Genomic DNA, 25,617 nt, shown 5'->3' with positions numbered 1-25,617 from the left:
GTTCTTCCAACCCGAGTCCAGGGCTTGCCCTGGTTCGGGTCGAGGGGCGAACAGCCCCCGCGGGGTCCGGGGCGGCGCCCCGGCGTGGCGGCCCCAAGAAGAGAGGAGTCGCCTCGAGACCTTGATACCCTCGGGCCATGCGCCCTCGCCTCGCCGCGCTTTCCCTCGCCACGATCCTCGGCGCGGCCTGCAGCCCCGCGGCCACGGATCACACCGGCGTACCGGCCCAACCGACCGCGCCCGCTTCCTCCGCCGTAGCAAGCGCAAGCGCGAGCGCGGCGACCTCGGCCGCTCCTCCAAAGGCCCCGTCCCCGAGCGAGCTCATCCGGTCGCTGAAAGCAGAGACCGCATGCGCCCTGCCGACCTCGACCCCGCCCACGACCGCCCTCGCCGACTTGAAGCTCTTCACGCCGGTGGAGCCCCGCTGCGGGGGCTTCGACTGCGATTTCGTCGAGAAGACGCCCAAGGGCGAAGACGCCTGCTTCATCTCGAACGAGGCGATCCGCCGCGTCGAACCGAAAGCCCGCGCCGGCGGCGCCGCGCAGAAGCCCGCCTCCGCCCCGTGGGACGGCGTGAAGAAGCCTCGCTTCCTCGACCGCATCGACGCGCACGTCCACCTCACCGACGTCGAGCATGCGCGGTTACGCGAGAACGGGTTCGTCGCGCTCGATCGGCTCCCGTACCTGGACTACGCGAACGCGTTCCACGACGTCTTCCAGGAGGAACTGCCGCTCTACGTGGGGCCGGATCCGATCCTGCACGCCGTCTTCCGCGCCACGGAGCTGTCGCTCGCCCGCATCGAACGCACGCGCCTGCAGCCCGCGCTCGAGTCGATGCTGAAGAAGCTACGCAAGGCCCTCGCGGCGAGCGGCGCGTCGATCGACGAAACGACCCGGAAGGACCTCGACCTCTACCTCGCGCTCGCCGCGGCGCACGTCCCGCAGAAGACGAACACGCCGCTCTCGCTGTTCGGACAGGACAACCAAGTCGAAGCGCTGCTCTCGGCGGAGCGGGACAGAAAGCTCACGCCCGTCGAGCTCTTCGGCCGCACCCGCATGATCGACTTCACCCAGTTCGAGCCGCGGGGCCACTACGCCGACAACACGTTCTTCGACCAGGTCAAAATGGAGGTCTGGCAGTCGGACGCGTACTTCGCCGCCATCATGTGGCTCTCGCGCCTCGAGTGGAACCTCGTCTCGCGCGACTCGCGAAGCTCGCACCCCGACGCCACCCCCGATCCGCGGGAAACGCCGCGCGAAGCCCGCGCCGCCCTCGCCCTCGCCGAGCTCGCGCAGAAGAGCGGCGCGCTCGCCGAGATCGGTCTCTTCGAGGAGATCTACGGCGCCTTCGCCGGCCGGCGCGAAGACGTCGGCGTCCCGGATCTGCTGCGCCTCATGCAGAAGGGCGGTTTCACCGCGAAGGACCCGGCCGCCCCGGAAAAACTCCGCCTCGTGATCGGCGACGGCTTCCGCCGCACGGCGCGCGTCCACTTCATGCCGCAGGGCGTGACGAATCTGCCCGTCATCAGCACGCTCCTCGGCATGCGCATCGTGCCGGACATCGCGCCGCTCGGCCGCCTCGTCCACGACGACGTCCAAGGTCGCTCCGAGATCGGCGCGGCCGACGTCGCGTACCTCCTCGGCCACGATCGTGCCGCGACGTACCTGAAAAACGACCTCGACCGCTTTCCTGATCTCCGCCCCGCGCTCGACACGGCCCGCGCAGAGCTCGCCACGGGCGCCGCGAAGGGCCGCGACGTCCAGGCGAGCTTCCTCCGCGCGATCCTCGCCTTGCGCAAGGATCCCGAGGGCGCACGCCCTTCGTTCATGGCCAAGGACGCCTACGCCGACCTGCGTTTGGGCTCCGCGCTCGTCGGGTATGCCCAGCTCCGCCACACGTTCGTGCTTATCGCGGGCCAGGGCTATGACGCCTACGGCTGCGCCATCCCCGACGCCTACGTCGAGCCGCTCGTGCCCTTCTACGACGCGCTCATCGCCCACGTCGAAAACCTACGCAAGGTCGCAAGCGGCGGCTTCGACGGCCTGCTCCGCGTCCTCGGCACGCTGCGCGCCATCGCCCGCACCGAGCTCGCCCGCGGCGCGCCCACCCCGGACCAGGCCACCTGGCTCGCGATGGTCGCCGAGCACATCCCCCTCGGCGGCTACGGCGGCGACAGCGGCGAGCCGCCCAAGTGGACCGGCTGGTACTTCGACATGTTCGAGGACCGCGAGATCGGCGCCACGCGCGCGGCCGACCTCGTCGCCGACTATTTCACCCTGACGAGCGCGAACCAGGTCGCCTACCTCGGCGCCGACGGCCCGCGGCTCGGCGTCTTCGTCGTCGACACGGGCGGCGAGCCACGCGCCATGGTCGGCCCCGTCGCGCGGGGCTACGAGATCCACGCGCCGCTCGAGAAGCGCCTCGACGACCAGACGGCCCGGACACACCTGGACAAACGCGCGCCCTGGCGCGAGAGCTTCGCCACCGCGCCCGTCCCCGACCCCTCGATCGGGCTCGCGGGCAACGTCCACGCCTGCGCGCGCGACGGCAAGCTCGAGGCGCGCCTCGTCCTCGCGAGCGACCGCGACCTCGGCCCGGTCGCGGTCACCCTGCTCGACCACCACGGCGATCCCCTCGTCCCTGCGCTCACCCAGGACGTCGGCGCGGGATTCTCCGTGTACTCCTTCCGCTTCCCGGAGATCCCCTGGCCGCCCCCCGAGCCCACGCAGGGCCAAAGGCGCGCCTCCCGCCCACGGAGCCGTGCGTCGAGCCCCGTCGAGGCGATCGTGGTCCGCATCGAGGATCTCGCACGTGCCGGCGCGGGCCGAGGCGCTTTCACGCGGGTCACGAGCCCGAGCGTGTTCTCCGGCAAGGACTACACCCCCGACCTCCCGACCCGCCCGCGCGGCACGTTCTTCTCGCTCGGCGAGCGCTAGGACATCGATGCTCTAGCCCAGCCGCGCGAGCCGCCGGCGCTTCTCCACGAACCAGCGCCACACGCCCACGAGCCACCCTGCGAGCCACATCGGGACGAACCTGCGCTTGCGCCTCCGGCCCCTCCGCTGCTGCTCGACCAGGGCGAGCTTCTCGACGAACCGCGCCCGGGCCTGCTGCACCCGCACGTGGGCGCCGCTCTTCCTGAGCCCCAGCCACTTCGCGATCTCGTGCAGGGTCTCGCCCTCCACGTCGTGCCGGAGCAGGATCTCGCGCTCCTCGGCGGGCATGAGCCGCGTGGCGGCCTGCACGAGCGCGATCGTGGCGTGATACGCCTCGGGGTCCTGCGGCTCTGCGACGGCGTCGGCGATCGCCTCCGGGTCGAGCACCTCGTAGGCGTGCCGGTAGAGCTTGCGGTAGTTCGATACCTGTTTTCGGGCCACCTCCATGAGCCAGCGTCTTGCGGCCTCGTCGTTCCGCGGGATCACCGCGGCCCGTCGGTTGGCGACGACGAAGACGATCTGGACGAGTTCCTCGAGGTCGTCTCCGTAGAGCCCCAGGCTTTCGAGGCGCTCGCGCACCTCCGCTAGGAACAACTCGTAGAGAACCTGGACGCGGGGTTTGTGTCTGGGGCGCGACGGCGGGCGCTGGATAGAGTCTCCCACGCTCGCCCTAATGTGTTGAGAAGGCCGATCGTCCAAAAAATGTTTGGGGACCCCTCAGGGCGAGGGTGTTCCGGCTTCCAACCCCGCGTCCGCCGCCCCGGGTTCTTCGGGGACGCACTGCATCACGGAGAGCTTCATCGCCTTGCCAGCCGGCCGCGCCACGAGCAGCGCCGCCCGCGTCGCGGCCAGCACCTCCCCGTTGCCAAGCACCGGCTCCGGCCGGAGCTCCCCCACGAGCTCGCCCCGCGCCGTCATCGTCCCGATCCGCGTCGCCCCCGAGAGCGACGAGACCGCGAGCCAGCCCGGCATCAGGTCCGGCACGCCGGCCGAGCTCGGCTCCTCGGTGAGCAGCCTCGCCTCCCCTATCCCGGACAAACGCACCCACACACCGAGGACGCGCCCCCCGCTCGACCCGCTCGGCGTGTCGTCGTCCCGGTACGTCACGATGATCCCCCCGTCCTCGCTCGGCTCCACGTCGAAGGCGAGGGCGTGCCCGTCCTTCGGGGTCACCGCGCGCGGCAGCGCCACCGCCGCGCCCTGCTCGTCGAGCGGCACGACCTCGATCCACCGCGGCGCGATCGCCTCCCCCACGAGCCCCGTATCCTCGTCCTTCGGCTTCCTCGCCACCCCGACGACCGTGTACGCGAGCCAGAGCCCGCCGGGCCGTGCCGCGAGCCTCGGTGTCTCCGCGTCCTGCTTGGGCGGCGACACGGGGCGCGGCTCGCCCTTCGCCTTCATCGTCTCCGGGTCGAACGGGGCGAGCATCACCATCGTCTGCTTGCCGTCCTTGCTCACGTCGTCCCAGACCACGACCGCGCCCGCGCCCGACGCGGCCAGATCCACCGCGAGCGACTCGTCGCGCCCCTCGCTGAGCTCCGGCCCCCACGTGACCTGCTCGCCGCTGACCCGGGCGAGGCGGATCGATCGCCCACCCGCGTTCGGCTCGAGCATCGCCGCGAGCACCGACCCCTTGTACCCGCTCACCGTCGGCGCATCGAAGTCCCCGCGGCTACGCCCGAGCCGCACGAGCTTCCCGCCACGCCCGTCGAGCCCGAGCGTCACGACCATCGCCACGGACCCGCCCTCCCCGTCGCGCAACGCGCCCACGGCGAAGCCGCCCTCGAACGTCGTGCCACGCCCGAGCTCCACGGCGAATGGCGCGAGCTCGTCGAACTCTTCCTCCTCGTCGCCTTCCCCGGCATCCGGAGCCTTGGGCGCCTTCGCGGCCTGAGGCTCCCCGACGACGAACGCCTCGGTGGAGACGGCCGTGCACCGGGGCGGCGGGGGTTTGTCCTCGACCACGGCCGCGTCCCCCGCGTCCCCGGCATCGACTGGCCCCGGGCCTGGCTCTCCGCGGCTGCCCCAGTACCGCACGCCGACGATGATCACCGCGATCACGAACGCCGCGAGCGCCGCGCCCGCGAGGCCGCTGCCGGTGTCGCGGGGGTCGGTCGGGTCTTTCGGGGAGGATTTCGACGAGATTTTCGGGGAGATCGGGGGCATGGGGGTGGGGGATGGCAGGAAAAACGTTTTTCAGGACGAGCGACTAGCCTTCGGTGGGCTCTTCCTCGTCGGCGTCGCCGAAGAGCTCGTTGATGTCGAGCTCGACGGCCTCGAAGGGTTCGGCGTGGACGCGCTCGCCACCCTCGGCGATGAGCGCCACGAGGTACCCCGGCTCGGTCCATCGAAAGACGGTCAGCGTCTCGTCCATCGGGTCGAGGATCCAGTAATGCGGCACCTCGAATCGGTGGTAATTGCGATATTTCTTCACCCTGTCGTTCGAACGGTTGTTCGGCGACAGGACCTCGCAGACCCAGTCCGGGCGGATGCGAACCGGCCACTCGGTGGGTTGCTCGGGAACACGCTCGCGTCGCCATCCGACGAGATCGGGGCGGTAAATCTGATTCGGGGCCAGCGCAACCTCGACATCGAGAGCCAGCCAAAAGCCACCGGGACCGCGACGACCCGGACGGCGATCGTAGGGCTCGCTGACGCGGCCGTAGAGACGGCCTTGCCCACGTCCATGCGTGAAGGTCGGCTGCGCCTTCTGCACGAGCTCGCCGTCGATGATCTCGTGCCGCCGCTCTTCCTCGGGGATCGCGAGCAAGTCCTCGATCGTCGCCGGCTTGACCTTCCGCGCGGGAGATCCCATGCCCGCCATCTTGCGCCCCTCCTCCGACCTGCGCAACGAGAGCTCGTTCGCTCCCGGTTCTCCCGAGGAGACCACGAATTTCTCGCGTCCGAGCCGCCTCGACCCCTAAAATCCGCGCATGCGCCCTTCGCTTGCTGCGCGCGTCGCATGCGCGTTCGCCCTCGTCCTCGTGTCGGTCCTGACGTTCGCCTCCTGCGGCTCGCGGACCGGGGACTTCGACGCCTACGCCACGGGCGGCGGCACGAACTGCGGCGCGTTCGGCGAGAGCTGCGGCCTGCCCGGCGACTGCTGTAACGGCCTCGCCTGCAAGGACGAAGTCTGCAAGCCCGAGCAGCTCTGCAAACACGAAGGCAGCGCCTGCGAGACCACCGTCGACTGCTGCGACCTCGACTGCCTGGACGGCTTCTGCGGTGGCGTCCAGTGCACGCCCGACGGCCTCGCCTGCACCGAGCACGGCGACTGCTGCAGCCTCGAATGCTGGCAGGGTTTCTGCGGCGGCATCGAGTGCAAGCCCGACGGCTTTGCGTGCAATGGCCCAGAGGAGTGCTGCGATTTCCAGTGTACCAGCGGCTTCTGCGGCACCCTCGCCTGCAAGCCCCAGGGCGCCGCCTGCTTCAACAACGGCGACTGCTGCGGCGGCGCCTGCAACCAGAACGTCTGCGGCTCCGCTTGCCAGCAGGACGGGTTCGTCTGTACGAACCCCTCGCAGTGCTGCTCCAACCTCTGCACCGAGGGCGTCTGCGGCCCCGGCTCCTGCAACCCGAACGGCGCGCCTTGCCAGGTCGCCGCCGAGTGCTGCTCCGGCTTCTGCCCTGGCGGCGTCTGCAACTTCGAGTTGTGCGGCCCCGACGGCACGGCCTGCTTCACCCCGAATGATTGCTGCTCCAACCTTTGCGAGAGCGGCATCTGCGGCGGCGGCATCTGCAAGGTCGACGGCGCCGCGTGCAACGCATCCGGCGAGTGCTGCACGGGCTTCTGCGACCCGAAGACGCACCGCTGCGGCTTCGGCCAGTGCCAGCCCGACAACACCTTCTGCGAGCTCGACGCCCAGTGCTGCTCGGGCTTCTGCGACCCGGTGAGCCAGCGCTGCGGCTTCGGCCAGTGCCAGCCCGACGGCAGCTTCTGCCAGAACGACTTCGAGTGCTGCGCGCAGTTCTGCAACCCGGAGACCTTCATCTGCGGCTTCGGCCAGTGCCAGCCCCAGGGCTTCTTCTGCGAAGCCGACTTCCAGTGCTGCTCGGGCTTCTGCGACCTCTCGATCTTCGCCTGCAGCCCCGGCGGCTGCACGCCCAACGGCCTCTTCTGCGTCAACGACTTCGAGTGCTGCACGGGCATCTGCGACCCGCTCTCGAGCACCTGCGGCCTCGGCGCGTGCATGCCCAATGGCTTCGGCTGCAACTTCGGCGAAGAGTGCTGCTCCGGCGTCTGCGATCCGGGCGGGTTCTGCACCATGAGCGAGTGCCAGCCCGACGGCTTCTTCTGCGACAACGGCTTCGACTGCTGCTCGGCCTTCTGCGATCCGAACTTCTTCACGTGTGGCTTCGGCCAGTGCCAGCCCGACGGCTTCCCCTGCGACGCGCCTTTCCAGTGCTGCACCAACAACTGCACGAACGGCGTCTGCGGCGCCGCGCAATGCAAGCTCGACGGCTTCCCCTGCGCCGAGAATGGCGAGTGCTGCACGAACGTCTGCCAGAACGGCATCTGCGGCGCGGGCTCGTGTTTGCCCACGGGATCGAACTGCGTGAGTGATCCGCAGTGCTGCGTCGGCCTCGTGTGCAACGGCGGGCACTGCGGCGTGCCGCCCGTCGACGCGGGCACGTGCAGCCTCGATCCGGGCGGCACGCCGTGCTCGCAGTGCATCGTCGGGAGCTGCTGCCAGCAGACGGAGAGCTGCCTCTCGAACCCGCAGTGCGCGTCGAGCATGAGCTGCTTCCAGCGCTGCACCGTCGGCGGCGGCACGCCCGCGAGCTGCCAGCAGCAGTGCTGCACCGGCAACCTTTGCACCCAGTGGTCGAACTGCGTTGCGCAGAGCTGCGCCGGCCCCTGCTTCTGAACGCGCCTCCGCGCGCCGCCGCTTGCTAGCGCCTCGGTGACGAGCGCGGCGGCGGCGCGGGGAGCTCTTCGCCGCGCACGTGCGCGATCGCCGCGGCCTCGTCGTCGAACACCGGGAGCTGGACCCTGCCGAGGCTCGTCTCCTCGCGTGCCCTGCGCATGGCTTGTAGCTTCCCGACCGCGGTCTTCACGAGGATCGCGCTCCGCGGGAAGCCCGTGAGGACCTCGTTCATGAGCGGGCGGACGATCGCCATGGCCGCGTCGTCGGTCATCATCGGAGCCTCCCGCGTGTCGAGCAGCACGCCGAGGGCCTTGCGCTCGCGCAGCGGCACGCGAATGCGAAACTCGCTGGCGATCTTGTCGAGGATCGCAGTCACGCCGGCCACGGCCATCGGCGTCGTGGTCCGTCGTACGCGGATGAACCCCGGCTCCCGCGTGACGACCGCGAACTCACTGCGAAACAGCTCTTCCATGCTGGTTCGATGGTGGCCTCGCGCGTCGGGCGCGGCAAGGCCGCGTGGCCCCTTCCCGCGACGCTCGTCCGATGCTTCCATGCGCGCGGCTTCTCCTCTCGTCATGCGTCCTCGCGCTTCGCTCCTCGTGTTTTGTGCCGCACTCGCGCTCCTCCTCGTCGCGTGCATGGGCACGCCGACGCCGCTCGCGCCGGGTTTGTCCGGGTCCGTGGGTTTGCCCCACGCGGGTGTGCTCACGGGCGCGGCGGCGCTTCCCGACCGGGGCACCGGGTACCGGCTTTTGCGCAACACGAGCGCTCGGTACGGCACGCCGCGCCTCGTCGAAACGGTCAAGCGCGCCGCCCGCGAGGTCGCGACCCTTCGCCCCGGCGCGCCGCTGCTCGTCGGCGATCTCTCGAACCGCCACGGCGGCTTTCGCAACGGCCACCGCTCGCATCGCACGGGCCGCGACGTCGACTTGCTCCTCTACTGCACGACGCCGGACGGCCGCTCGATCCCGAGCCCTGGGTTCGTCCGGTTCGGCGCGGACGGCCTCGCCGAGACCGAGGACAAACGCCTCCCGTTCGTCCGCTTCGACACCGAGCGCAACTGGCAGCTCGTGAAGGCGCTCGTCACGTCCCCCGAGGCCGACGTCGAGTGGCTCTTCCTCGCGCGCTGGCTCGAAGCGCTGCTCATCGAACATGCGCGGGCGCGGGGCGAGGATCCGGAGCTCGTCTGGCGCGCGGAGAACGTCCTCTTGCAGCCGAAGGACGCCGCGCCGCACGACGATCACTTCCACCTGCGCGTGGCGTGCACGCCGGCCGAGGCGGTGGCTGGCTGCGAGGGCCGCGGACCTGCGTGGCCGTGGCTCCCGGAGCCGCTCGCGCTCGAACCGTGGAGCGACGCGGAGGCGCTCGCGGCGCTCCTCGACGATCTCCTCCCGGGCAAGCCCGAGGCGGCGACGGGAACCCGATGAACCTCCTCGCGCACGGCGACGCGGCCGACGTCTGCGCCGCGCTCGCGCCGGACGTTTCCTTCGACCTCGTCTACCTCGACCCGCCGTACGGCGTGGGCACGTCGATGACGGCGCGCACTGCGCCCGGACAAACCCGGGGCAAGAAGCAGGCGTCGGGCGGCCCGGTGGCGTACGAGGATCGTTACGATCCGGAGAGCCTCGTGGCGATGCTCCTGCCGCGGCTCGAGGTGATCCGCGGCCGGATGAGCCGGGGGGCCACGATCTACGTGCACCTCGATCATCGCACCGTGCACGAGGTGAAGGTTGCGTGTGATCGCCTTTTCGGCCGGGGCGCGTTCCTTGGCGAGGTGATCTGGACGCCTGGCAACGGCAGCCGCGGCGCGCGTGGGTTCACGGTCACGCACCAGACGCTCCTGCTTTACGTGCGGGATCCGCGGGAGCGCCGGGAGGTCGTCTACAACGCGAGCGACCCGATCCTGCGCGAGCCGTACGCGGCGACGAGCCTCGAGATGCACTTCCGGCATCTCGACGAGACGGGCCGCCTGTACCGCGAGCGTGTCGTGAACGGCCGGACGTACCGCTACTACGCGGATGAGGGACGACGGCTCGGCAGTGTTTGGACCGACGTACCGGCGATGGTGGCGAACACGCCGCTGCGCGTCGAAGGCACGGGGTATCCGACGCAGAAGCCGGAGCGATTGCTGGAACGCATCATCCGGGCGTCGAGCCGGGAGGGCGCGACGGTGGCGGACCTCATGTGTGGAAGCGGGACCACACTCGTTGTGGCAGCCAAACTGGGACGTCGGTTCGTGGGAGGTGACGTAAGTCACCTGGCGGTCGATCTTTCTGCGAGACGCCTCACTTCAGAAAAGATTCCGTTTGTCCGCGAGAGCGATGTATCGTTCACCTGAAAAAAGTTGTGGACGATCGGCCTTCTCGACACACGCAGCTTCGGATCACCAAGCGTCCTCACACTACTGGAGGCAGTTGGGTTGATCACAGCCGTGATGGAGGAGGGGTGCGGGGGGCTGACGTCCCGGAAGCTTTGAACTGAGGAGAAAGAGCGATGGAATTCGGAAAGAGCTTGCTCCGGGCGCTCCCGTGCGTTGCGGCGCTGGCCGGTCTGACGGGGTGCGGCGTGTCCCCGGGGGATACGTGGATTTACCGGGTTTCGTTCGGGGAGACCGATTCGAGCAGCGGGTGCTGGCATCCGGCGACGGAACCGCCGGAGAACCTGGCGAACGACAGTTCGTCCCTGCGCGGCACGGGGACGTGGATCATCTATGCCAGCATCGAGGACAAGATCTACCTCGACACGGGCGCCGTTACGCTCGAAGGCGCGGAGTCGGACGAAGGGTTCACGTTCTCGGGCAAGGTGGTCGACGTCGAGTACTCTGAGGACCCGAGTGGAGCCGAGACGAAGCGAACGACGACGATCACGTCGACGGTCAACGTCATCACCGACGGGAACGCAATCTCCGGAGAAGGTATTGAGAAGCGCTCTTTCGCCTGCTCGGGCTCGGCCTGCGGCGACAAGGTCCCGAGTTGCACGAGGACGAGTCCGTTCGTCGGAACCTACATTGAGGACGTGGAGCTCAAGTACGATATCGGCGACGGGAGCGGCGCGCCGCCGAGCCCCTAGGGCCAAACGAGCGGCGTCGGCGTGAAGCTACTCGCCGTCGTGCCATTCCCAAACTGGCCATACGTATTATTGCCCCAGCACAGGATCTCACCTGTGTCCATCAGCGCACAAGATGTCGACACGCTGAATGCCAGCGAGCTGACTCCCGTGAGATTATTGACAATGGGCTTCGGCTGATTCGTTTGATTGCCGTTGCCCAGCTGTCCGCTGGCGTTGTTCCCCCACATCCATAGAGCGCCGTCCACGGTTGCTCCGGTATTTCCGTAACCAAGATCAATTCGCTGTGCACCGAGCAACGACACGAATTGGGGTGTCGATGCATCGATATACGAGTTGATCCCCAGCGAGCCAACCTGATTGGAGCCCCAGCAATGAAGTCCCGTTGAGCCGAGACTACAAGTGTGGGAATCTCCGATCTGAATATTGGTGACACCGGAAAGGGCCGAGACCGCTGTGGGAGTCAGGCGATCGGTGGTGTCTCCCAGGCCTAGTTGACCGTTGAAGTTTCTGCCCCAGCAGAACACCTTTCCCCCCATCTGGAGCGCACACGTGTGTGTACTGCCGGCGCTCACCTTCACGACGTCGCTTACGGATGCAATCTTTGTTGGAAATTGCACAAAGAACGTGTCCCCAATTCCCACCTGTCCGGACTGATTCCTCCCCCAACAGTACAATGCCCCCCCAACGACATCGACTGCGCAGACGTGACCTCCGCCGACTGAAATCGATTTTATGTTCGCCAATTGCCCCACGAGCGTCGGCGTGAGTACGTTCTCTCCCCAGCACGCAACGGTGCCGTTCTTCAAGACAGCGCATGTGCGAGCGCTGTACGAGCCTGCAGACCGACCATTTGCGGACACGTCAATGGCGGTGAGCCCTCCCGGGAGAGCAATTTTCACGGGTTGGGTTTTGCTCACCTTCGACCCGTCTCCCAGCTCCCCCGTTTCGTTCCTCCCCCAACAATAAACCTCCCCATCCTTCAGCACCGCGCAGTGGTGGTAATACCCCCCCGCCACGCTGACCGGGTCATTACAACTCCCCGCCTTGCAAAACGCGATGCACGCATTCCCACAAGCCCCGCAATGCGCCTTCGTCGTCCCCAGATCCGTCTCGCACCCTGGCGCCGCCGTGCAGTCCCCCCACCCCGTCTCGCACGTGTACACGCACGTCCCCATCTCGCAGGCCGCCGTCTGGTTCGGTTCCGCTTGACAGTCACCCGCATCCATGCATTCCGGCGGCGCCCCACCGACGCCTCCACTCCCGCCGAGACCTCCACTCCCGCCCACGCCCCCACTCCCACCGGCACCGCCGCTCCCGCCTCCGCCGAGCCCTCCTTCCCCGCCGCCTCCTCCTCCCGCATCCGGCTCCCAGATCGTCGCCGGCTCCCAGCCGATGATCTGCTTGCACCCGTACCCGCTCACCACCACCAGGCCCAGAAGACCCGGCATCCACGTCATTCCACGCGTTCGCATCTCAGAACTCCATCCCGGCGCTCACGCCGAAGCTCCCTCGACCCACCACCGGCGTGATCCACGCGCGCTCCGCCTGCGCCGCGGGCTCCTCGTTCCCGCCCACCACGAACATCACGACCCCCGCCGCGAGCACACCCCCGCCGATCCCCATCAGCACCGACGCCACATCCGCGGAAAACCCCGCCGCGTTCCGCAACGAATACCCCTCCGTGGTGCACCGCGTCGGATCCCCCGCCTCGCACTTCTCCTTCGACGCCACGTTCTTCTGCAGCGCAGCCGCCCCGAACCCCACCCCCACCCCGAGCCCCACGACCCCCGCGATCCCCGTCGCGAACCCCACCCCTCGCAGCTGCGACCACTGCGGCTTCGGCGCCTCCGCCACGTCCTTCCCCGCCGCCGGCGCGACCGCCGCGAGCTCCGGGATCACGATTTCCACCGTCGCCGGCCCGGCTGGCACCACCTTCTCCGCGTGAAACCCGGTCCTCCCCGGCGCCCGCGCTTCCACCACGTGGCTCCCCGGATCCACCGGCAGCGCCGTCCCGAACACCGCCGCACCCAGCACCTTGCCGTCGAGCAGCACCTCGAGCCCCGCCATCCCCGACGGCGCCGTGATCCGGATCCGCGACAGCTTCTTCTCCAGCGCCTGCCGTCGCTCCTCCGCCACCGCCTCCCGCGACTTGTCTCCCCGCTCCCGCGCGAGCCGCGCCGCGTCCCCGAAGTGACCGTACGCGCTCGCCGTCATTCCTTGCCGCTCGTGACATTCCCCCAGGTTGAGCCGCGTCCCGACCGATGGATCGTATCGATCACTCTCCGCGAACTTGAGGCACGCTTCCGGCACCCGGTTCTGGTCGAGCAGCGCCCTTCCCTCGTCGAAGAGCTTGTCCGCGACGGCTTTGTCCGCGGCGGAGGGTTGTCCGGACACATGCGTGGCCCCGAGGAGGATGGCCGTGAAAAACGAAAGCGCCGTCGACTTCCTGAACATGCATTCTCCGCTCGCGACCGAGAGCGCCGGGCCTGCCCGGCGTCGCCCAACCAACCTCCAGGCTACCCCGCCCCGGTCGGCAAGGGAAGCAGCCGCACTTTTGGGCCCGGATCCAGGCAGGATCGATCGATCTTTGCCTCCTTCGAAACGCGCACGGTACCCTTCGAACCATGAAGCTCGAAGGCCATGCCCTTCCGCTCTTCCTCTTCCTGATTCCCGCGTGCGCGCCCGCACCCGAGGCGAAATACGACGGAGGCTCCCAGCGCCCGAGGCAGGAGCGCGTCGTCCCGCCCACCGAGCTCGAGATCGAACAGTGGCAAGAGGACATCAAGCTGCGCGAGTGGCAGGACTGGAACCAACGTAAGAAGGACGGGAACACACCCTTCAACAAGGCCGAGGTCGAACCGCCCCTCGGCGAAGAGAGCACGTTCCAGTTCGCTTCCGCCAAAACCGAGCCCAATCCCGCGCCCAAACCCGCGCAGACGGAGCGGCCGCGCATCGGCGCCATCGCGGATCAGGCGTACATCTACAAACGCCCCGAGCCCAAGGGTTTGCCGCTCGGGTACGTCCGCATGGGCACGAGCGTCGCGCTCCTTTCGAACGAACCCGTCGAGGGGAAAAACTGCGCCCGCGGCTATTACAAGGTCGCTCCCCGCGGCTACATCTGTCTCGATCCCCGCAAGACCACGCTCGATCTGAACGACCCGTATTACCGCGCCCTCGCCGAGCTCGCCCCGCGCGAGGACGCCGTCATGCCGTATCGATATGCCTTCTCGAACGGCGCGCCCATGTACAGCCGCGTTCCGACGAAGGCCGAGCAGGAGAAAGCCGAACGGAGCTTCGGCGCGCCGGGCACGTTCGTGCAGCTCGCCGAGTGGTCACGCGGCCACGAGGAGCTCATCAGCGGCGACCCGAAGGACCACATCCGCGCGACCGACCCGGTCTTTTCCATCTTCGCGAATGGCCAGCGCGCCGTCGGCGGCAATGGCGCCTACGATCCGGCGAAGCTCGTCTGGCGCGTCATCCCGAACGGCTCGATGCTCGCGTACGCGCGCGCCTTCGAGGCCGAGGGCCGCACCTGGCTCGTCACGCCCGACCTCATGCTCGTCCCTGCCGACCGCATGCGCCCCTTCCGCCGCACCGCCTTCCACGGCGTGCACCTCGGGAGTGATGTCCGCCTCCCGCTCGCCTGGAACCGCAAGCAGGAGCCCATCCCGCGTTATACGCGCGGCGAGGACGGGAAAATGGTTCCTTCCGGACAAACCATTCCGCCGAAGAGCTACGTCCAGGTCACGGAGCGCGTGGTCGTCGGCAAGAAGGCATACCTCGCCCTCCGGAACGAGCCCGGCGCCTTCGTCCTCGCGGACAGCGTCACGGTCACGCGGGCCGCCAAAAAACTCCCGCGCTCGGTCAAACCCGGCGAAAAGTGGATCGAGGCCAAGATCAACCCCGGGACGCTCACGGCCTACGAGGGCGACAAACCCGTCTACGCGACCATGTTCTCCCCGGGCAAGGGCGGCGCGCCCATCCCCGGCTATGACCCGTACGTCCATTCGATGACGAAGACCGGCATCTTCCCGATCGAGTGGAAGGACCGCGTCGCCGTGATGTCACCCGACAAGGAATGGCCGCCGAAGATGCTCTGGATCTCGGAGGTGCCGAACATCCAGTACCTCCGCGCGCCGCTCGCGATGCACGTCGCTTACTGGCACGAAGATTTCGGTAATCCGAAGAGCGCCGAGTGCGTGAACGTCTCCCCCGAAGACGGCCATTTCCTCTTCCAATGGACCGAGCCTGCCCTTCCCGAGGGCTGGGGCGGTGTCCGTCCCGGCGACGGCAATGGCAAGGCCACGCCGGTCGTGATCACGGCGCTGTGATCCGAAGCTACGGATTGTGCTCGGCGAACCGCTGGAGTTTTTCCGCCGATCGCCGGAACATGTGTGAAAACACCGCCCGCGCCGCCCCGTGCACGGGCACCATGACGAGCGCCGGCGTGTAGAACACGTGCCAGACGAGCCGCGTCCGCCGGCCGCCGTCGAGCGGCTCGAACCGCAGGTCCTCCAGCATTTGCTTCACGATCGGCAGCGTGATCCCGTCGATGGAGAACGCGAGCCGCTGGCCGCGATCCCAGGCGAGAAAACGCTCCTTCACGGTCAACGTCTTCAGCTGGACCTCGCGGGTCGTCCCCACCGTGTGGGGCTCTGGGCTCGTCCACCGGCAGGCGACGAAGTCCTGAAACCACTCCTCTTGACGTTCACCCGTGGCGAAGAGATCGAAGACGCGCTCGGGCGTCGCGTCGATCGTCACGACGTTCGCGATGCGTTGCGGGGCGCTGTCGACGTACGAAAGCTCCGAAGGGGTCGTGGGGAACCACATGGCCCGTATTTCGCCTCGGTTTTCCCCGCGATGCAACCCCTCGATTCATCAGGGCGCTCGGAGCGAACATGCGGCGCCGTCCGGCGCCCCCCGGGAGAACGTCTCCCGAGGGCGCCGGAGATGTGCGGTTCAGGCTGTCTCAGCTCCGACAAAGGTCCTCGACACAATCCTCGAAGTCCCGGCGACACTGCTTCCTCTGGCCGGGGTTATTCGCGTCGTCGAGGCAATCCCTCTCCCGTTGCCTGCAGACGTTGATGCAGGGCTGATCCGATTGCTGCGCCTCCGCCGGTGCGCTGCCGCCGAAGAGAACGCCGATCGTCGCGCCAAGGAAGAGCATGGAGGCCAGGATACGTCCGATGTTACGCTTCATGGTAATCTCCTCGTCAACCACCTCGACGCTACCCCCGACACGCCGTCGAGCAATGCGCCGTGGATGCCCCCGTTATGCTCGCCGCGACGAGCGCAGGCCAGGCAGGCGCGCCTGAACCCGCGCTAGGGCGACCGCAGCTTGCGGTCAGGAGCTCAGCGCAATGCTTCTCGCAGGAACGAGACCACACGGACGCGAACGGCGGCGCATCGACCTCGACGCCGGATTTCCCCGCCCAGGGCGCGCAAAACGGTTCGTCTTGCGCGAACCCCGTCGCGGCTCCCCCCCCCTCGTTCCAGCCGACCTCTACAGAAGCGGCTCCACCACCACCGCGCACCGCTTCAGCGCCGGCTCCTTGCTCAACGGGTCGGTCGCCGACGTCGTCACCTCGTTCACCAACGCAGGACCCTACGACTGCCCTCGGAGCGCGAGAGGTGGGCGAGATCCGGGCCCCGATCAGAAAAAAATCGGGGGCTCGAAATTTCTTCCCCCGCTCCGCCGAACAGGGCGGCGAGGATGCAGCCCGCACCCATGACGCACAACGTCCCCGGCCCGAAGGCGCCGCCCCAAACGGCGGCCGTCTCACCGGAGGAAACTGCTTCGCTGCGACAGATCGTCGTGGCGGTGGTGGCGTGTGTCCTCGGCGAGCGCCGGGATCACCCGGACGTCGAGGATTGCACGCACGAGGCGCTCTCCCGCGCGCTCGAGGGCCGGAGCCGCTTGCGTGACGGAGAGCCGCTCCGTCCGTGGGTGATCGGCATTGCGCGGCACGTGGCGCTCGATGCGCTGCGGAGCCGCAAGCGCACGCGGCGGGTGGAGGCACGGATGGAGTCCGTGTCCGACGATACCACGACGGCGTGGCTCGACCTGGTGCCGGACCCCTCGCCGGGTCCGGAAGAACGCACGGCGAGCGCCGAGCGAGCGACCCGTCTCGAACGGGCGCTCGGCTCGCTTCCCGAGGAGCAGCGGCGCGCGCTCGTGATGTTCCACGTCGAGGGGCTTGGATACCAGGATATTTGCAAGCGCCTCGGGGTCCCGCTCGGGACCGTGGCGACGTGGCTCGCGCGCGGCCGGCGTCTGCTCGCGGAGACGGTCGGCGAATGATGGGGTTTGGGGCGCAGCTCCGCTTGCGGAGCAAAGCCCCAAGCGCTGACGAGAGATGACGAGAGAGGAACGACGGTGGCGACGATGGACGATCTCGACAAACTCCCGCCGGATCTGGCCTGGCAACACGACGGACACGTGACGGATATCGTGCTCTCGAGTGTAGCGGACGGAGAAGCAGGGATCGTCCCAGCGGATGCCCTCTCTCATCTCGACGGTTGTGACCATTGCGCGCAGCGCCTCGGCGCGGAGGCGCTGCTCTCGGCGCACGCGAGCGAATTGCTCGCGGAGCTCGCGGAGCCGTCGTTCGCCCCCGTGAAGGCGCCCGTGAAGGCGGACGCGGCGGCGATCGCAAAGGCGCCCGCGTCCGTGCGGGGGCTCGCGACCTTGCCGAAGCGCGCGGTGCTCGGCGCGCTGCTCCTCGCGACGCTCGGCGCGCTGCCGGGCATTTTGGATCGAATTGCCGGTGTCCCGAGCTTGCTCGGGACGATCTGGCGGGCCTCGCTCATGCTGACGCGAAGCGCGGCGCTCGTCTCGAAGAGTGAATGGTTCCCGACGCTCGCGTTCGCGGCGTCGGCAGTGCTCTTGATTTCGGGCCTCGTCGTATCGCGCATGTCGCGTCCGGGGTCCTCGAACGACTTGGCGCAAGAAGGAGGCGTGTGAAATGGCTGCTGGAAGGCTTACTGGGCTCGCGTTCTTGCTTTCTGCTCTGACGACCGCGGCGCCCTCGCTGGCGGCGGTCGAGAAGCAAGGTGAATGGCCGACGGACGAGAAAAAGGTGAGCCTCGACGTCGAGCGCGTGCCCCAGGAAGATGCCATCAAGCGCCTCGCCGAGGCGGCGGGCTGGAGCGTGGTGATTCACGCCCCCTCCACGGAGCCGGCCTCGCTGCACGTCAAGGACCAGCCTGCCGACAAGGTCCTTTCGCTTCTCCTCGAAGGTGGTGATTACGTCGCCCGCCGCGACGGCACGCTGATTTCGATTTCCCGCGCCCCCGCCGCGAAGGCCGCGGAGCCCGCGCCCGCGGTGCCGCCTGTGCCTCCGGTGCCCGCGGCGCCGCCCGTGCCGCCCGTGCCTCCGGCGCCGCCTGTCCCGCCAAACGTTGCGGGGGACGCGCCCGCGGCCAAGCCCGAGCATCCCGGAGCGCATGCCAACAAGGGCGAGGGCAAGGATCGCGAGGTGGTGGGGCAGAACCTCGTGATCGAGAAGGACGAGGTTGTCAAGGACGTCCATTTGATCGGCGGCACGCTCACGGTGAAGGGCGTCGTCACGGGCGACGTGGAGGTTGCGGGCGGGATGGTGACGATCGAGCCGGGCGCGCACGTGATGGGCGACGCGCAGGTGATGGGCGGCTCGCTCAACGTGAAGAAGGGGGCGCGCCTCGATGGGGATGCGCGGATCGTGGGCGGCAAGCTCGACCGCGAAGAGGGCGCGGTCGTCGCGGGGGACGTCTCGACGCGGGTCGAGGAAGAAAAGCACGACGAACCGTCGAACGCACAGCACTTCATGCGTGAGTTCAGCGAAGCGATGACGGGCGGTGCGCTGCTCTTTGCGCTCGGCGCGGTCTTGATTGCGCTCTTCACGAAGCGCGCGGAGTCGCTCAAGGTGGAAATTGCGGCCCGGCCGATGCGCTCGTTCGCGCTCGGTATCGTGGGTTCGCTCGGCGCGATAGCGCTGCTCGTCGCGCTCTGCATCACGCTGGTGGGCATTCCGGTCGCGGTGGTGGGGCTGCTTGCGGGGACCTTCGGCGTCTTCGCGGCGATGTGCTCGACGCTGGAGGTCGTGGGCCGCGCGCTCATCGGGCACAAGACGAAGAACGAATATGCGCACCTCGCACTCGGTTGCGCGCTCTTCGTGCTGACGGGCCCGCTGCCGGTGATCGGCGGGATCGTGCGGGTGGTCGTGGTGCTCGTGGCGATCGGCAGCCTCGTGGCGACGCGGGCCGCGGGCCTGGTCCCTGCGAAGAAGGGCGCCAAGTCGATGGCTCCCGATTCGCATCCGTACCGGAGCGCGGAGGTCATCTGATTCGATTCCCCGCTTGAATGAAAAAAGGCCGCGCTCCCTCGGGAGGCGCGGCCTTTTTCGTTTCATCGATCCGTCACTCGCCGCTCGAAATCACCGCCGCCGTCCGCGCACCCTCCCCGCCGCGCACCTCGAACTTCTTGATTGTATCGTCCAGACGAACGACGAGCTCTCCCCGCGCGGTCGAGAGGCCGCCCGTCACGAGGACCCGGTACGTCCCGCTCGACGCATTCGCCGTGACCCACGACGCGCCCGAGCGGCCCGTCCCCGGCACGATCGGCGTCGTGACGCGGCCCGCAGGGTCGATCACGACGACCCGGGGACAACCTTCCACGCTCTCCGCGCACGTGAGTTTCGCCGAGATTCGTTCGCCCCCAGGATCCCCCGCCGCATAGGCCGGCGTCTCGCCCTTCTCCAGGGCATCGCGCAAGGACATGAGGGACTTGGTCAGGTTTTTCTGGGCAGCGATGGTCACGAGCACGGCGTCTCGCTCGCCGAGGACGCGGGCGCGGCAGCGGAGCGCCTCGTAGGCGCCATCCTGGTCGAGCGGGCGCAGCTCGGCGTATGATCGAAAATGCGCGCAGGCGCGGCGCTCGTCGCCGGACGCCTCGAAGGCCCGGGCCGCGCGCTTATGCGCAGACGCATTCGAGGGGTCGAGCTCCACCTGGGTATCGAGCGCGACGAGCGTGATGTTTTCCTCGCCGAGCGCGGCCGCGGCCTCGGCAAGGAGCTCGTGTGCGCGGGCGCGGTCCGGGTCGAGCTCGACGTATTTCGAGGCCTCGCGGAGCGCCTCCTCGAATCGACCACGCGCGAGCAGGCCCGTGACCCACGCCTCACGCGCCCGGCGGCTCTCGGGCGATTCCAGAGAAGACTTTTCGAGCTTGTCGAGCGTGTCCTTCCCGGCACTGCGCCAGGCCTCGTCCGCTTTGCCGATCCAGGAGGAACCCCGCCAATGGCGCGAGAGGCGCCACGGGTGTGAGGAGCGCGCGCCTCCGCCGTCGGGTGAAAACAGGATCGGATACACCACCGTGATGGTCCCGCCCTCCGGCTGGGGGAAGGAGAGGCCCTGGAAGGCGCGAATCACGCAGGCCACGACGTCCGCATTCGGGAGATCGCTGCCGCCATTGGCCACGGACACGACCGAGCCGTCGCGGCCGATGACGAACCGGGCGGCGACGCGGCCCGCGAGGGTCGGGTTCGACCGGAGGCCATTCTCGTAGCAAAGGCGGAAGCGCCCGAAATTCTGCCGCACGATGCGCTGGATGACCTCGGGGGGCATTCGACCGCTCACGGTCGTCGAGCCCATGCGGACGCTCGGGACCGACCGGCTCGCGTGGCTCCCCATTCCGATCCCGTCGGGCATGGCCCCGAGCCTGCCGTGGCCCGTGCCAAACCCTTGCCCCGTCCCGCCCCCACCCTCGCCGACCCCGGACAAATCGAGGCCGCCCGTACCAAACGAATCGCCGATCGGATCGGAAGGCGCCCTCAAATGCCCGAGACCGGTTTCGACCTCCGAGGAGAGGCCGTTCTTTCCTTGCGTGCGGGGAATGCCGAAAGCGGCGAACATGCGGTCGTTCTCCAGGACGAGCAGCGAGGTCAGGCGGCTCTGCACGTGGTATTGCTGCGAGAGCGCGACGGTCTCCTTGGCCGCGTCGTCGTCCGCGCGCCGGCCGAGCTCGCTGATGCGCTCCGTGGCCCAGCGCCGCGCAATGACCTTTCGATCGGCGCCCGGCGCCGCCGAGAACGAGAGCGTCCGCGCTTCGAGCACGTGCATGCCATCGAATTCGCCCGAAAGCTCCACGGTCGCGCTCTCGGCCGAGGGCGCCCCGGAAAGCCGGCCCACGAGGACCATCTCTTCCCCGGCGCGCACGGCCGGGAGCTTGCGCGGGAACACGTCCACGAAGCCCGCCGGCAACGTGAGGCGCGCATTCATGAGGAGCGGGACGTCGAGGCCCTTCGCGAGAACGAGCGCGCGTTGCGCGAGCGAACCGCTTCCCGCCGCGAGCCGCTCATAGGAAGCAGAGAGCTCTTCCGCGAGCCCGCCGAGGACGAGCTCGTCAATGGAGGGACCCGCGCCGACCAGGCGAAGCTCGGCCTGTTTGTCCGACAGAACCGGCCGGACCCGCGCGGCGATCGAATCGACCTTCAGTTCGCCCGCGGACGGCGCGCCGTCGCCGAGATAAACGACCTGCCCTCGGCCCTGCGTCTCGATGCGCGAAATCGCGGAGACGAGGGCGGAGGCGAGATCCGAGGCGCCCTGCGGCGCGCGCTCGTGCAAGAATCGGAAGGCCTCGGCGACAGACGTGTCGCTCTTCGCGGTGAGGCCACGCTCGGGGTAGGAGACGCAGGCGCTGTCGCAAAGAAGGACGGCGAATCGCTCGCCTTCCTGCAATCGGCGCAGCATGGTCTCGGCGACCGTGATCTCGGCGGAGAGGCCCTCCCGCGTGACGCCGTGGCTCGCGTCGAGGACGAGCACCTTTTCATTGCGGGGCTCGATCGAGCTGGCCTCGGGCGCCGTCGGGACCGGGACGCGGACCGCGAAATACCCGCGCCCCTCGCCGCCGCTCTCGACCGCGACGGGCAGGATCTCCGTCTGGGGACGCGGGAATTCGAGGACGAAATCGGCATTCGGGACGAACGACTCGGCCTGGAAATCGGCTTCGAGGCGGCCCGCCTCGGTGCGGAGCGAGGCCACATGCCCGAGGACCTTCGCCTCGGCCGCGGCGCCGCCCGCGTCCTCGACCGTGACGTGTATGCGGAACGAATCCATCCGGACCGCGCGATCCTCGCCGAGAGAAAGCGGGTACGTGTAGCGCAGGGCGCCCTTCGTCACGGGCAGGACCTCGTCGTATGCGAGGATCACCTTGCGGCTGCCGCGCGCCGGCATCGGGAAGATTTTCAGGGAGAACGAGCTGTTCTGCGTCCATTCGAGCAGCGCCGGATCACGCGGGCGCACCGTGTCGTCGACGATGCCCTGGAAAATGCGGGCCGCGCGATTCCGCTCGACCATTTCGCCCTCGACGAGCTCGTCGCCCACCCAGAGCGCGAGCCGCGACAAACTCGCGTCCGGCGGGAGCGGGAAGACGTATCGGCCTTCGAGGGCCGTGGGCGTGTCGTTCGCGAGCTCCTCCTCGATCTCGGTGCGAGCGAATCCGTCGCGAATGGTCACGCGCACGGAATGCGCCCGCAGGCGCACGCCGGGGACGACGGTACTCGTGCCCGGCAGGCGCCCCGTGATCGTGCCGAAGCCGCGGGGCGCGGCGAGCGTCGGTGATTTCGTCTCGTCCTGAAGGAAGTCGTCCTCGCTGATGCCGGAGGCCGTTTCGAGAATGGCGGGGGCGCCGCGGGTCGCTGCGGGCGGGGTCCTTTCGTCGTCGATCTCGCCAGGCGCAGCGAGGCATCCGGAGAGGCCCGCGAGGAGGACGAGAGTGTGGGCCGCGACGAGAGGACGATGACGACGCATGACGACCTTCCTCGGGCCGGATCACGCCTGCGGAGCGGCCCTGTGTCCGGGTGTGGACGCCACGGAAGACGGAAGGTTCCCGGATCCCGCGCGAAGGTGTCCGCCGGGGGCCGTTCTCGGCTACCCTCCGCCCGTGCCCGCGCCGTTCGTGCCCGAGCTCTTCGGCGACTTCCTCCTCGTACAACGACTCGCGCGGCGGGCGATGTCGGACGTGCTCGTCGCCGTCCGGCTCGGCGACCGGAGCGGCCAGACGTTCGTGCTGAAGCGGCCCGTGCTGGGCGAACGCGCCTCGGGCCGCGCCGCGCAAGCCATCCAGCGCGAGGGCGAGGTGCTCGCGGAGGTGCGCGCCGCGGCGCTGCCCGCCCTCGAGGCACGTGGCGACCTCGCAGGCCTGCCGTACGTGGCCCTCGAGCACGTGCGCGGCGCGCCGCTCGACGAGCTCGTCGCGGGCGCGGAGCCGATGCCGGAAGGCGCGGTGCGCGCGGTCGGGCTCGACGTGGCACGGGCGCTCGCAGCGCTGCACGAGAAGGGCTGGGTGCACGGCGACCTCGCCGCCTCGAACGTGATGATCGACGAGACCGGCGAGGCGAAGCTCCTCGACCTCGGCCTCGCGAGGCGCGCGGGCGAGGCGCGCCCCGAGGTCGCGGGGACGCCGGGGTATCTAGCCCCGGAGGCGGCGCTGCCCGGCGAGGCAAGCGCCGCGAGCGACGTCTACGGGTGGGCCGTCGTGGTGGCGGAGTGCGCGCTCGGGCGGCGCATCTTTCCCGAGGACGACCTCGCGTCGGCGGGCGCGCGCGGGGATCCGCCGCGGGCGCTCGCGGCGTGGGAGGCGCGCGTTCCGGGGCTCTCGGCGGCGCTCGCGCGGGAAGCCTCGCGCAGGCCCACGAGCGTGTCGATCGCGGCGGGCCTCGAAGCGCTGGCGCTCGATCGGGAAGCGCTCGCCGCGCGCGTGGAGGCGCATCGTGCGCGCGCCCCCGAGGAACGAACGTCGCTCGCCCGGCTCCCCGCGGCCGACGCGCGTGGTTTGTCCGAAAAGACCCCGCCACCCGCGCTCGCCGAGCCTCTGCCCGAGCCTTCACCCGAACCTGCGCCCGCGCCTTCAGCCCGCCCCGCGCCGCCGCCCCGACGCTCCGCCTCCGTGTATCTGGCCGTGGCCCTCGGCGCGGTGCTGCTCTTTGCGATGGGCCAGTTCTCGGCACGCCTCCCGCCGCGCAACCCGCGCGGCTCCGTCTCGCTCGCCGGCGTCGTGCCGCGACGCGCGCACGTCGAGGTCGACGGGGAAAAGGTGACTTTGCCCGCAGATGGAAGGCTGGAGCTCAGGGGCGGTGATCATACGGTCGCCGTCGTGCTACCGAAGGGCGCGCGGCGCGAGTACACGTTCCGCGTGCGCCCAAACGAGCACGTGGTGCTCGTCGCCCCGCAAAAGGGCACGGCCAGCAACGAGGACGAGGAGGCGGAGGAGCGCGAGCGATGAGCGACGGCGAGAGCAGGACGAAATTGCTCGGCAGCGCCCCGAGCGGGTCGGGGGGTCGGCGGCCCGTGACCGAGGTGATCGACGCGACGAGCGGCCCCTCGGTGCGCCGCATTCGCAAGCTGCGCGTGGTCGTGGTCGACGCGCCCGACGCGCGTGACCAGGGCGCCGCGCACGTCTTCGCGCAGGACGAGGTGCGCGTCGGCTCGAGCCTCGACGTCGACGTGACCCTGCGCGACCCGGCCGTCTCGCGCGAGCATCTCGCCGTGCGCCTCGGGCCTCACGGCTTCTCGCTCACGGACTTCGGCTCCACGAACGGCACGTTCGTGGGCGACCTGCGCATCGAGCGCGTGGCCATCACGGACGACACGCTCGTGCGCCTCGGCAACAGCGTGCTGCGCCTCGAACCGCTCGCCGAGACGGTCGAGCAGGAGATCAGCCCGCGCGCGCGCTTCGGCCGCATGCTCGGCGCGAGCCCCGCGATGCGCGAGATGTTCGCGCTGCTCGAGCGCGTGGCCGCGAGTGATCTGACGGTGCTGCTCGAAGGCGAGACGGGCACGGGCAAGGAGCTCGCGGCCGAGGGGCTGCACGAGGCGAGCGGGCGCGCGGGCGCGTTCGTCGCGGTGAACTGCGGGGCGATCCCGCGGGAGCTTTTGGAGAGCGAGCTCTTCGGGCACGAGAAGGGCGCATTCACGGGCGCGGTGCGGGAGCGGCCGGGCGCGTTCGTGGCGGCGGATCGGGGGACGATCTTCCTCGACGAGGTCGGCGAGCTGCCGCTCGACATGCAAGCGAAGCTGCTCCGCGCGCTCGAGCGACGCGAGGTCAAAGCCGTGGGCTCGGATCGGTCGCGCTCGGTCGACGTGCGTATCGTGGCGGCGACGAACCGGTCGCTCGCGCGCGAGGTGCAGGCGGGGCGATTCCGGCAGGATCTCTACTATCGGCTCGCGGTGGTGATCGTGCGGGTGCCGCCCTTGCGGACGCGGATCGAGGACCTCAGACTGCTCGTGGATCACATCCAGGACGAGCTCGCGCGGCGGCGCGCGGCGTCGGGTTTGCAGCCGTGCGCGCGGCTCGACGAGACGGCGATCGCGATGCTCTCCCGCTACGATTTCCCGGGCAACGTGCGGGAACTGCGCAACATCGTGGAGCGCTGGGCCGTGCTCGGCGCCTTCGCCGCGCCGGGCGAGCCCGCGGTGAGCCCACGGGCCGAGGAGCGCAAGGCCGAGGCCCCGCCGAGCCCCGAAACGCCGAAGGAGACGGCCCACGCAAGCGGGGTCGAGGCGAATCTCCTGAAGCTGCCGTATCACGAGGCGAAGGATGCCTGGGTCGAGCGCTTCGAGCGGGCCTACGTGGAGGCGATCCTCGCGCAGTCGGGCGGCAACGTGTCGCGGGCGGCGCGCGAGGCGGGCGTGGATCGGCGGCATTTGCAGCGATTGATGGCCCGGTTCGGGATCCGCGCGACGAGCGAGTGAGACGCGCGGTAGACTCC

The 25,617-nt window shown here is 69.3% G+C and carries 20 protein-coding genes; 11 read left to right on the top strand and 9 right to left on the bottom strand.

Annotated elements, in window-relative coordinates; all coding sequences use genetic code 11:
- Positions 1-137: 137 nt before the first annotated feature.
- Entirely contained in the window at positions 138-2,936 is a 2,799-nt protein-coding gene (locus tag KEG57_RS20815; RefSeq protein WP_272421191.1) for a DUF3160 domain-containing protein, read from the top strand.
- A 12-nt stretch (positions 2,937-2,948) separates the two neighbouring features.
- Here the strand turns inward: KEG57_RS20815 and KEG57_RS20810 are convergent, their stop codons facing one another.
- The 3 genes from KEG57_RS20810 to KEG57_RS20800 all read right to left on the bottom strand — a co-directional run bounded on the left by KEG57_RS20810 (position 2,949) and on the right by KEG57_RS20800 (position 5,751).
- Positions 2,949-3,530: an RNA polymerase sigma factor gene (locus KEG57_RS20810; RefSeq protein ID WP_272421192.1), complete on the bottom strand. Its 582-nt coding sequence runs from the start codon at positions 3,528-3,530 to the stop codon at positions 2,949-2,951.
- Positions 3,531-3,653: 123 nt separating this feature from the next.
- A complete protein-coding gene (locus tag KEG57_RS20805) occupies positions 3,654-5,102 on the bottom strand; it encodes a hypothetical protein (protein WP_272421193.1) in 1,449 nt (482 codons plus the stop codon).
- 43 nt (positions 5,103-5,145) lie between these two features.
- Positions 5,146-5,751, bottom strand: coding sequence for a Uma2 family endonuclease (locus tag KEG57_RS20800; RefSeq protein WP_272421194.1), 606 nt, complete (start codon positions 5,749-5,751; stop codon positions 5,146-5,148).
- A gap of 118 nt (positions 5,752-5,869) precedes the next feature.
- Between KEG57_RS20800 and KEG57_RS20795 the strand changes: the two genes are divergently transcribed.
- Positions 5,870-7,804 (top strand): hypothetical protein, encoded by a 1,935-nt coding sequence (locus KEG57_RS20795; RefSeq protein ID WP_272421195.1) that lies wholly within the window; start codon positions 5,870-5,872, stop codon positions 7,802-7,804.
- Between the two features lie 25 nt (positions 7,805-7,829).
- On the opposite strand, the gene KEG57_RS20790 is transcribed toward KEG57_RS20795, so the two are convergent.
- Positions 7,830-8,276, bottom strand: coding sequence for a hypothetical protein (locus KEG57_RS20790; RefSeq protein WP_272421196.1), 447 nt, complete (start codon positions 8,274-8,276; stop codon positions 7,830-7,832).
- 103 nt (positions 8,277-8,379) lie between these two features.
- Between KEG57_RS20790 and KEG57_RS20785 the strand changes: the two genes are divergently transcribed.
- The 3 genes from KEG57_RS20785 to KEG57_RS20775 all read left to right on the top strand — a co-directional run bounded on the left by KEG57_RS20785 (position 8,380) and on the right by KEG57_RS20775 (position 10,873).
- On the top strand, positions 8,380-9,231 hold the full coding sequence (locus tag KEG57_RS20785; RefSeq protein ID WP_272421197.1) for a penicillin-insensitive murein endopeptidase: 852 nt from the start codon (positions 8,380-8,382) through the stop codon (positions 9,229-9,231).
- Positions 9,228-10,142, top strand: coding sequence for a DNA-methyltransferase (locus KEG57_RS20780; protein WP_272421198.1), 915 nt, complete (start codon positions 9,228-9,230; stop codon positions 10,140-10,142). Before KEG57_RS20785 ends, KEG57_RS20780 begins: the two co-directional genes overlap by 4 nt.
- Before the next feature lie 155 nt (positions 10,143-10,297).
- Entirely contained in the window at positions 10,298-10,873 is a 576-nt protein-coding gene (locus KEG57_RS20775; RefSeq protein WP_272421199.1) for a hypothetical protein, read from the top strand.
- On the opposite strand, the gene KEG57_RS20770 is transcribed toward KEG57_RS20775, so the two are convergent.
- Both KEG57_RS20770 and KEG57_RS20765 read right to left on the bottom strand, forming a co-directional pair.
- Positions 10,870-12,048: an RCC1 domain-containing protein gene (locus tag KEG57_RS20770; RefSeq protein ID WP_272421388.1), complete on the bottom strand. Its 1,179-nt coding sequence runs from the start codon at positions 12,046-12,048 to the stop codon at positions 10,870-10,872. The genes KEG57_RS20775 and KEG57_RS20770 overlap by 4 nt on opposite strands.
- A 298-nt stretch (positions 12,049-12,346) precedes the next feature.
- A complete protein-coding gene (locus KEG57_RS20765; protein ID WP_272458725.1) occupies positions 12,347-13,327 on the bottom strand; it encodes a hypothetical protein in 981 nt (326 codons plus the stop codon).
- 170 nt (positions 13,328-13,497) lie between these two features.
- Here KEG57_RS20765 and KEG57_RS20760 point away from each other — a divergent pair, with 170 nt between their 5' ends.
- The gene (locus KEG57_RS20760; RefSeq protein ID WP_272421201.1) at positions 13,498-15,204 is read left to right on the top strand and encodes a L,D-transpeptidase; all 1,707 of its coding nucleotides are present in this window, start codon (positions 13,498-13,500) and stop codon (positions 15,202-15,204) included.
- Between the two features lie 7 nt (positions 15,205-15,211).
- On the opposite strand, the gene KEG57_RS20755 is transcribed toward KEG57_RS20760, so the two are convergent.
- Together KEG57_RS20755 and KEG57_RS20750 are read right to left on the bottom strand one after the other, a co-directional pair.
- Positions 15,212-15,703 (bottom strand): SRPBCC family protein, encoded by a 492-nt coding sequence (locus KEG57_RS20755; protein WP_272421202.1) that lies wholly within the window; start codon positions 15,701-15,703, stop codon positions 15,212-15,214.
- A 139-nt stretch (positions 15,704-15,842) separates the two neighbouring features.
- Entirely contained in the window at positions 15,843-16,073 is a 231-nt protein-coding gene (locus KEG57_RS20750) for a hypothetical protein (protein WP_272421203.1), read from the bottom strand.
- Between the two features lie 528 nt (positions 16,074-16,601).
- Between KEG57_RS20750 and KEG57_RS20745 the strand changes: the two genes are divergently transcribed.
- From KEG57_RS20745 to KEG57_RS20735, 3 genes are all read left to right on the top strand, one after another.
- Complete coding sequence (locus tag KEG57_RS20745; protein WP_272421204.1) at positions 16,602-17,174, top strand: RNA polymerase sigma factor; 573 nt, start codon at positions 16,602-16,604, stop codon at positions 17,172-17,174.
- A 75-nt stretch (positions 17,175-17,249) separates the two neighbouring features.
- Positions 17,250-17,837, top strand: a complete 588-nt coding sequence (locus KEG57_RS20740) for a hypothetical protein (RefSeq protein ID WP_272421205.1) — start codon at positions 17,250-17,252, stop codon at positions 17,835-17,837.
- A gap of 1 nt (position 17,838) precedes the next feature.
- Positions 17,839-19,197 (top strand): DUF8173 domain-containing protein, encoded by a 1,359-nt coding sequence (locus tag KEG57_RS20735; protein ID WP_272458724.1) that lies wholly within the window; start codon positions 17,839-17,841, stop codon positions 19,195-19,197.
- A gap of 73 nt (positions 19,198-19,270) precedes the next feature.
- On the opposite strand, the gene KEG57_RS20730 is transcribed toward KEG57_RS20735, so the two are convergent.
- Positions 19,271-22,657, bottom strand: a complete 3,387-nt coding sequence (locus KEG57_RS20730; protein WP_272458723.1) for an AgmX/PglI C-terminal domain-containing protein — start codon at positions 22,655-22,657, stop codon at positions 19,271-19,273.
- Between KEG57_RS20730 and KEG57_RS20725 the strand changes: the two genes are divergently transcribed.
- Together KEG57_RS20725 and KEG57_RS20720 are read left to right on the top strand one after the other, a co-directional pair.
- Entirely contained in the window at positions 22,656-24,131 is a 1,476-nt protein-coding gene (locus KEG57_RS20725; protein WP_272458722.1) for a serine/threonine-protein kinase, read from the top strand. The genes KEG57_RS20730 and KEG57_RS20725 overlap by 2 nt on opposite strands.
- A complete protein-coding gene (locus tag KEG57_RS20720) occupies positions 24,128-25,600 on the top strand; it encodes a sigma 54-interacting transcriptional regulator (RefSeq protein WP_272421209.1) in 1,473 nt (490 codons plus the stop codon). The genes KEG57_RS20725 and KEG57_RS20720 overlap by 4 nt, the downstream gene beginning before the upstream one ends.
- The last annotated feature ends 17 nt before the right edge of the window (positions 25,601-25,617 follow it).

It is taken from the genome of Polyangium jinanense (genome assembly GCF_028435365.1).
Note: the sequence above shows the minus strand (reverse complement) of the source record. Positions and strands in the feature narration are given on the sequence as shown.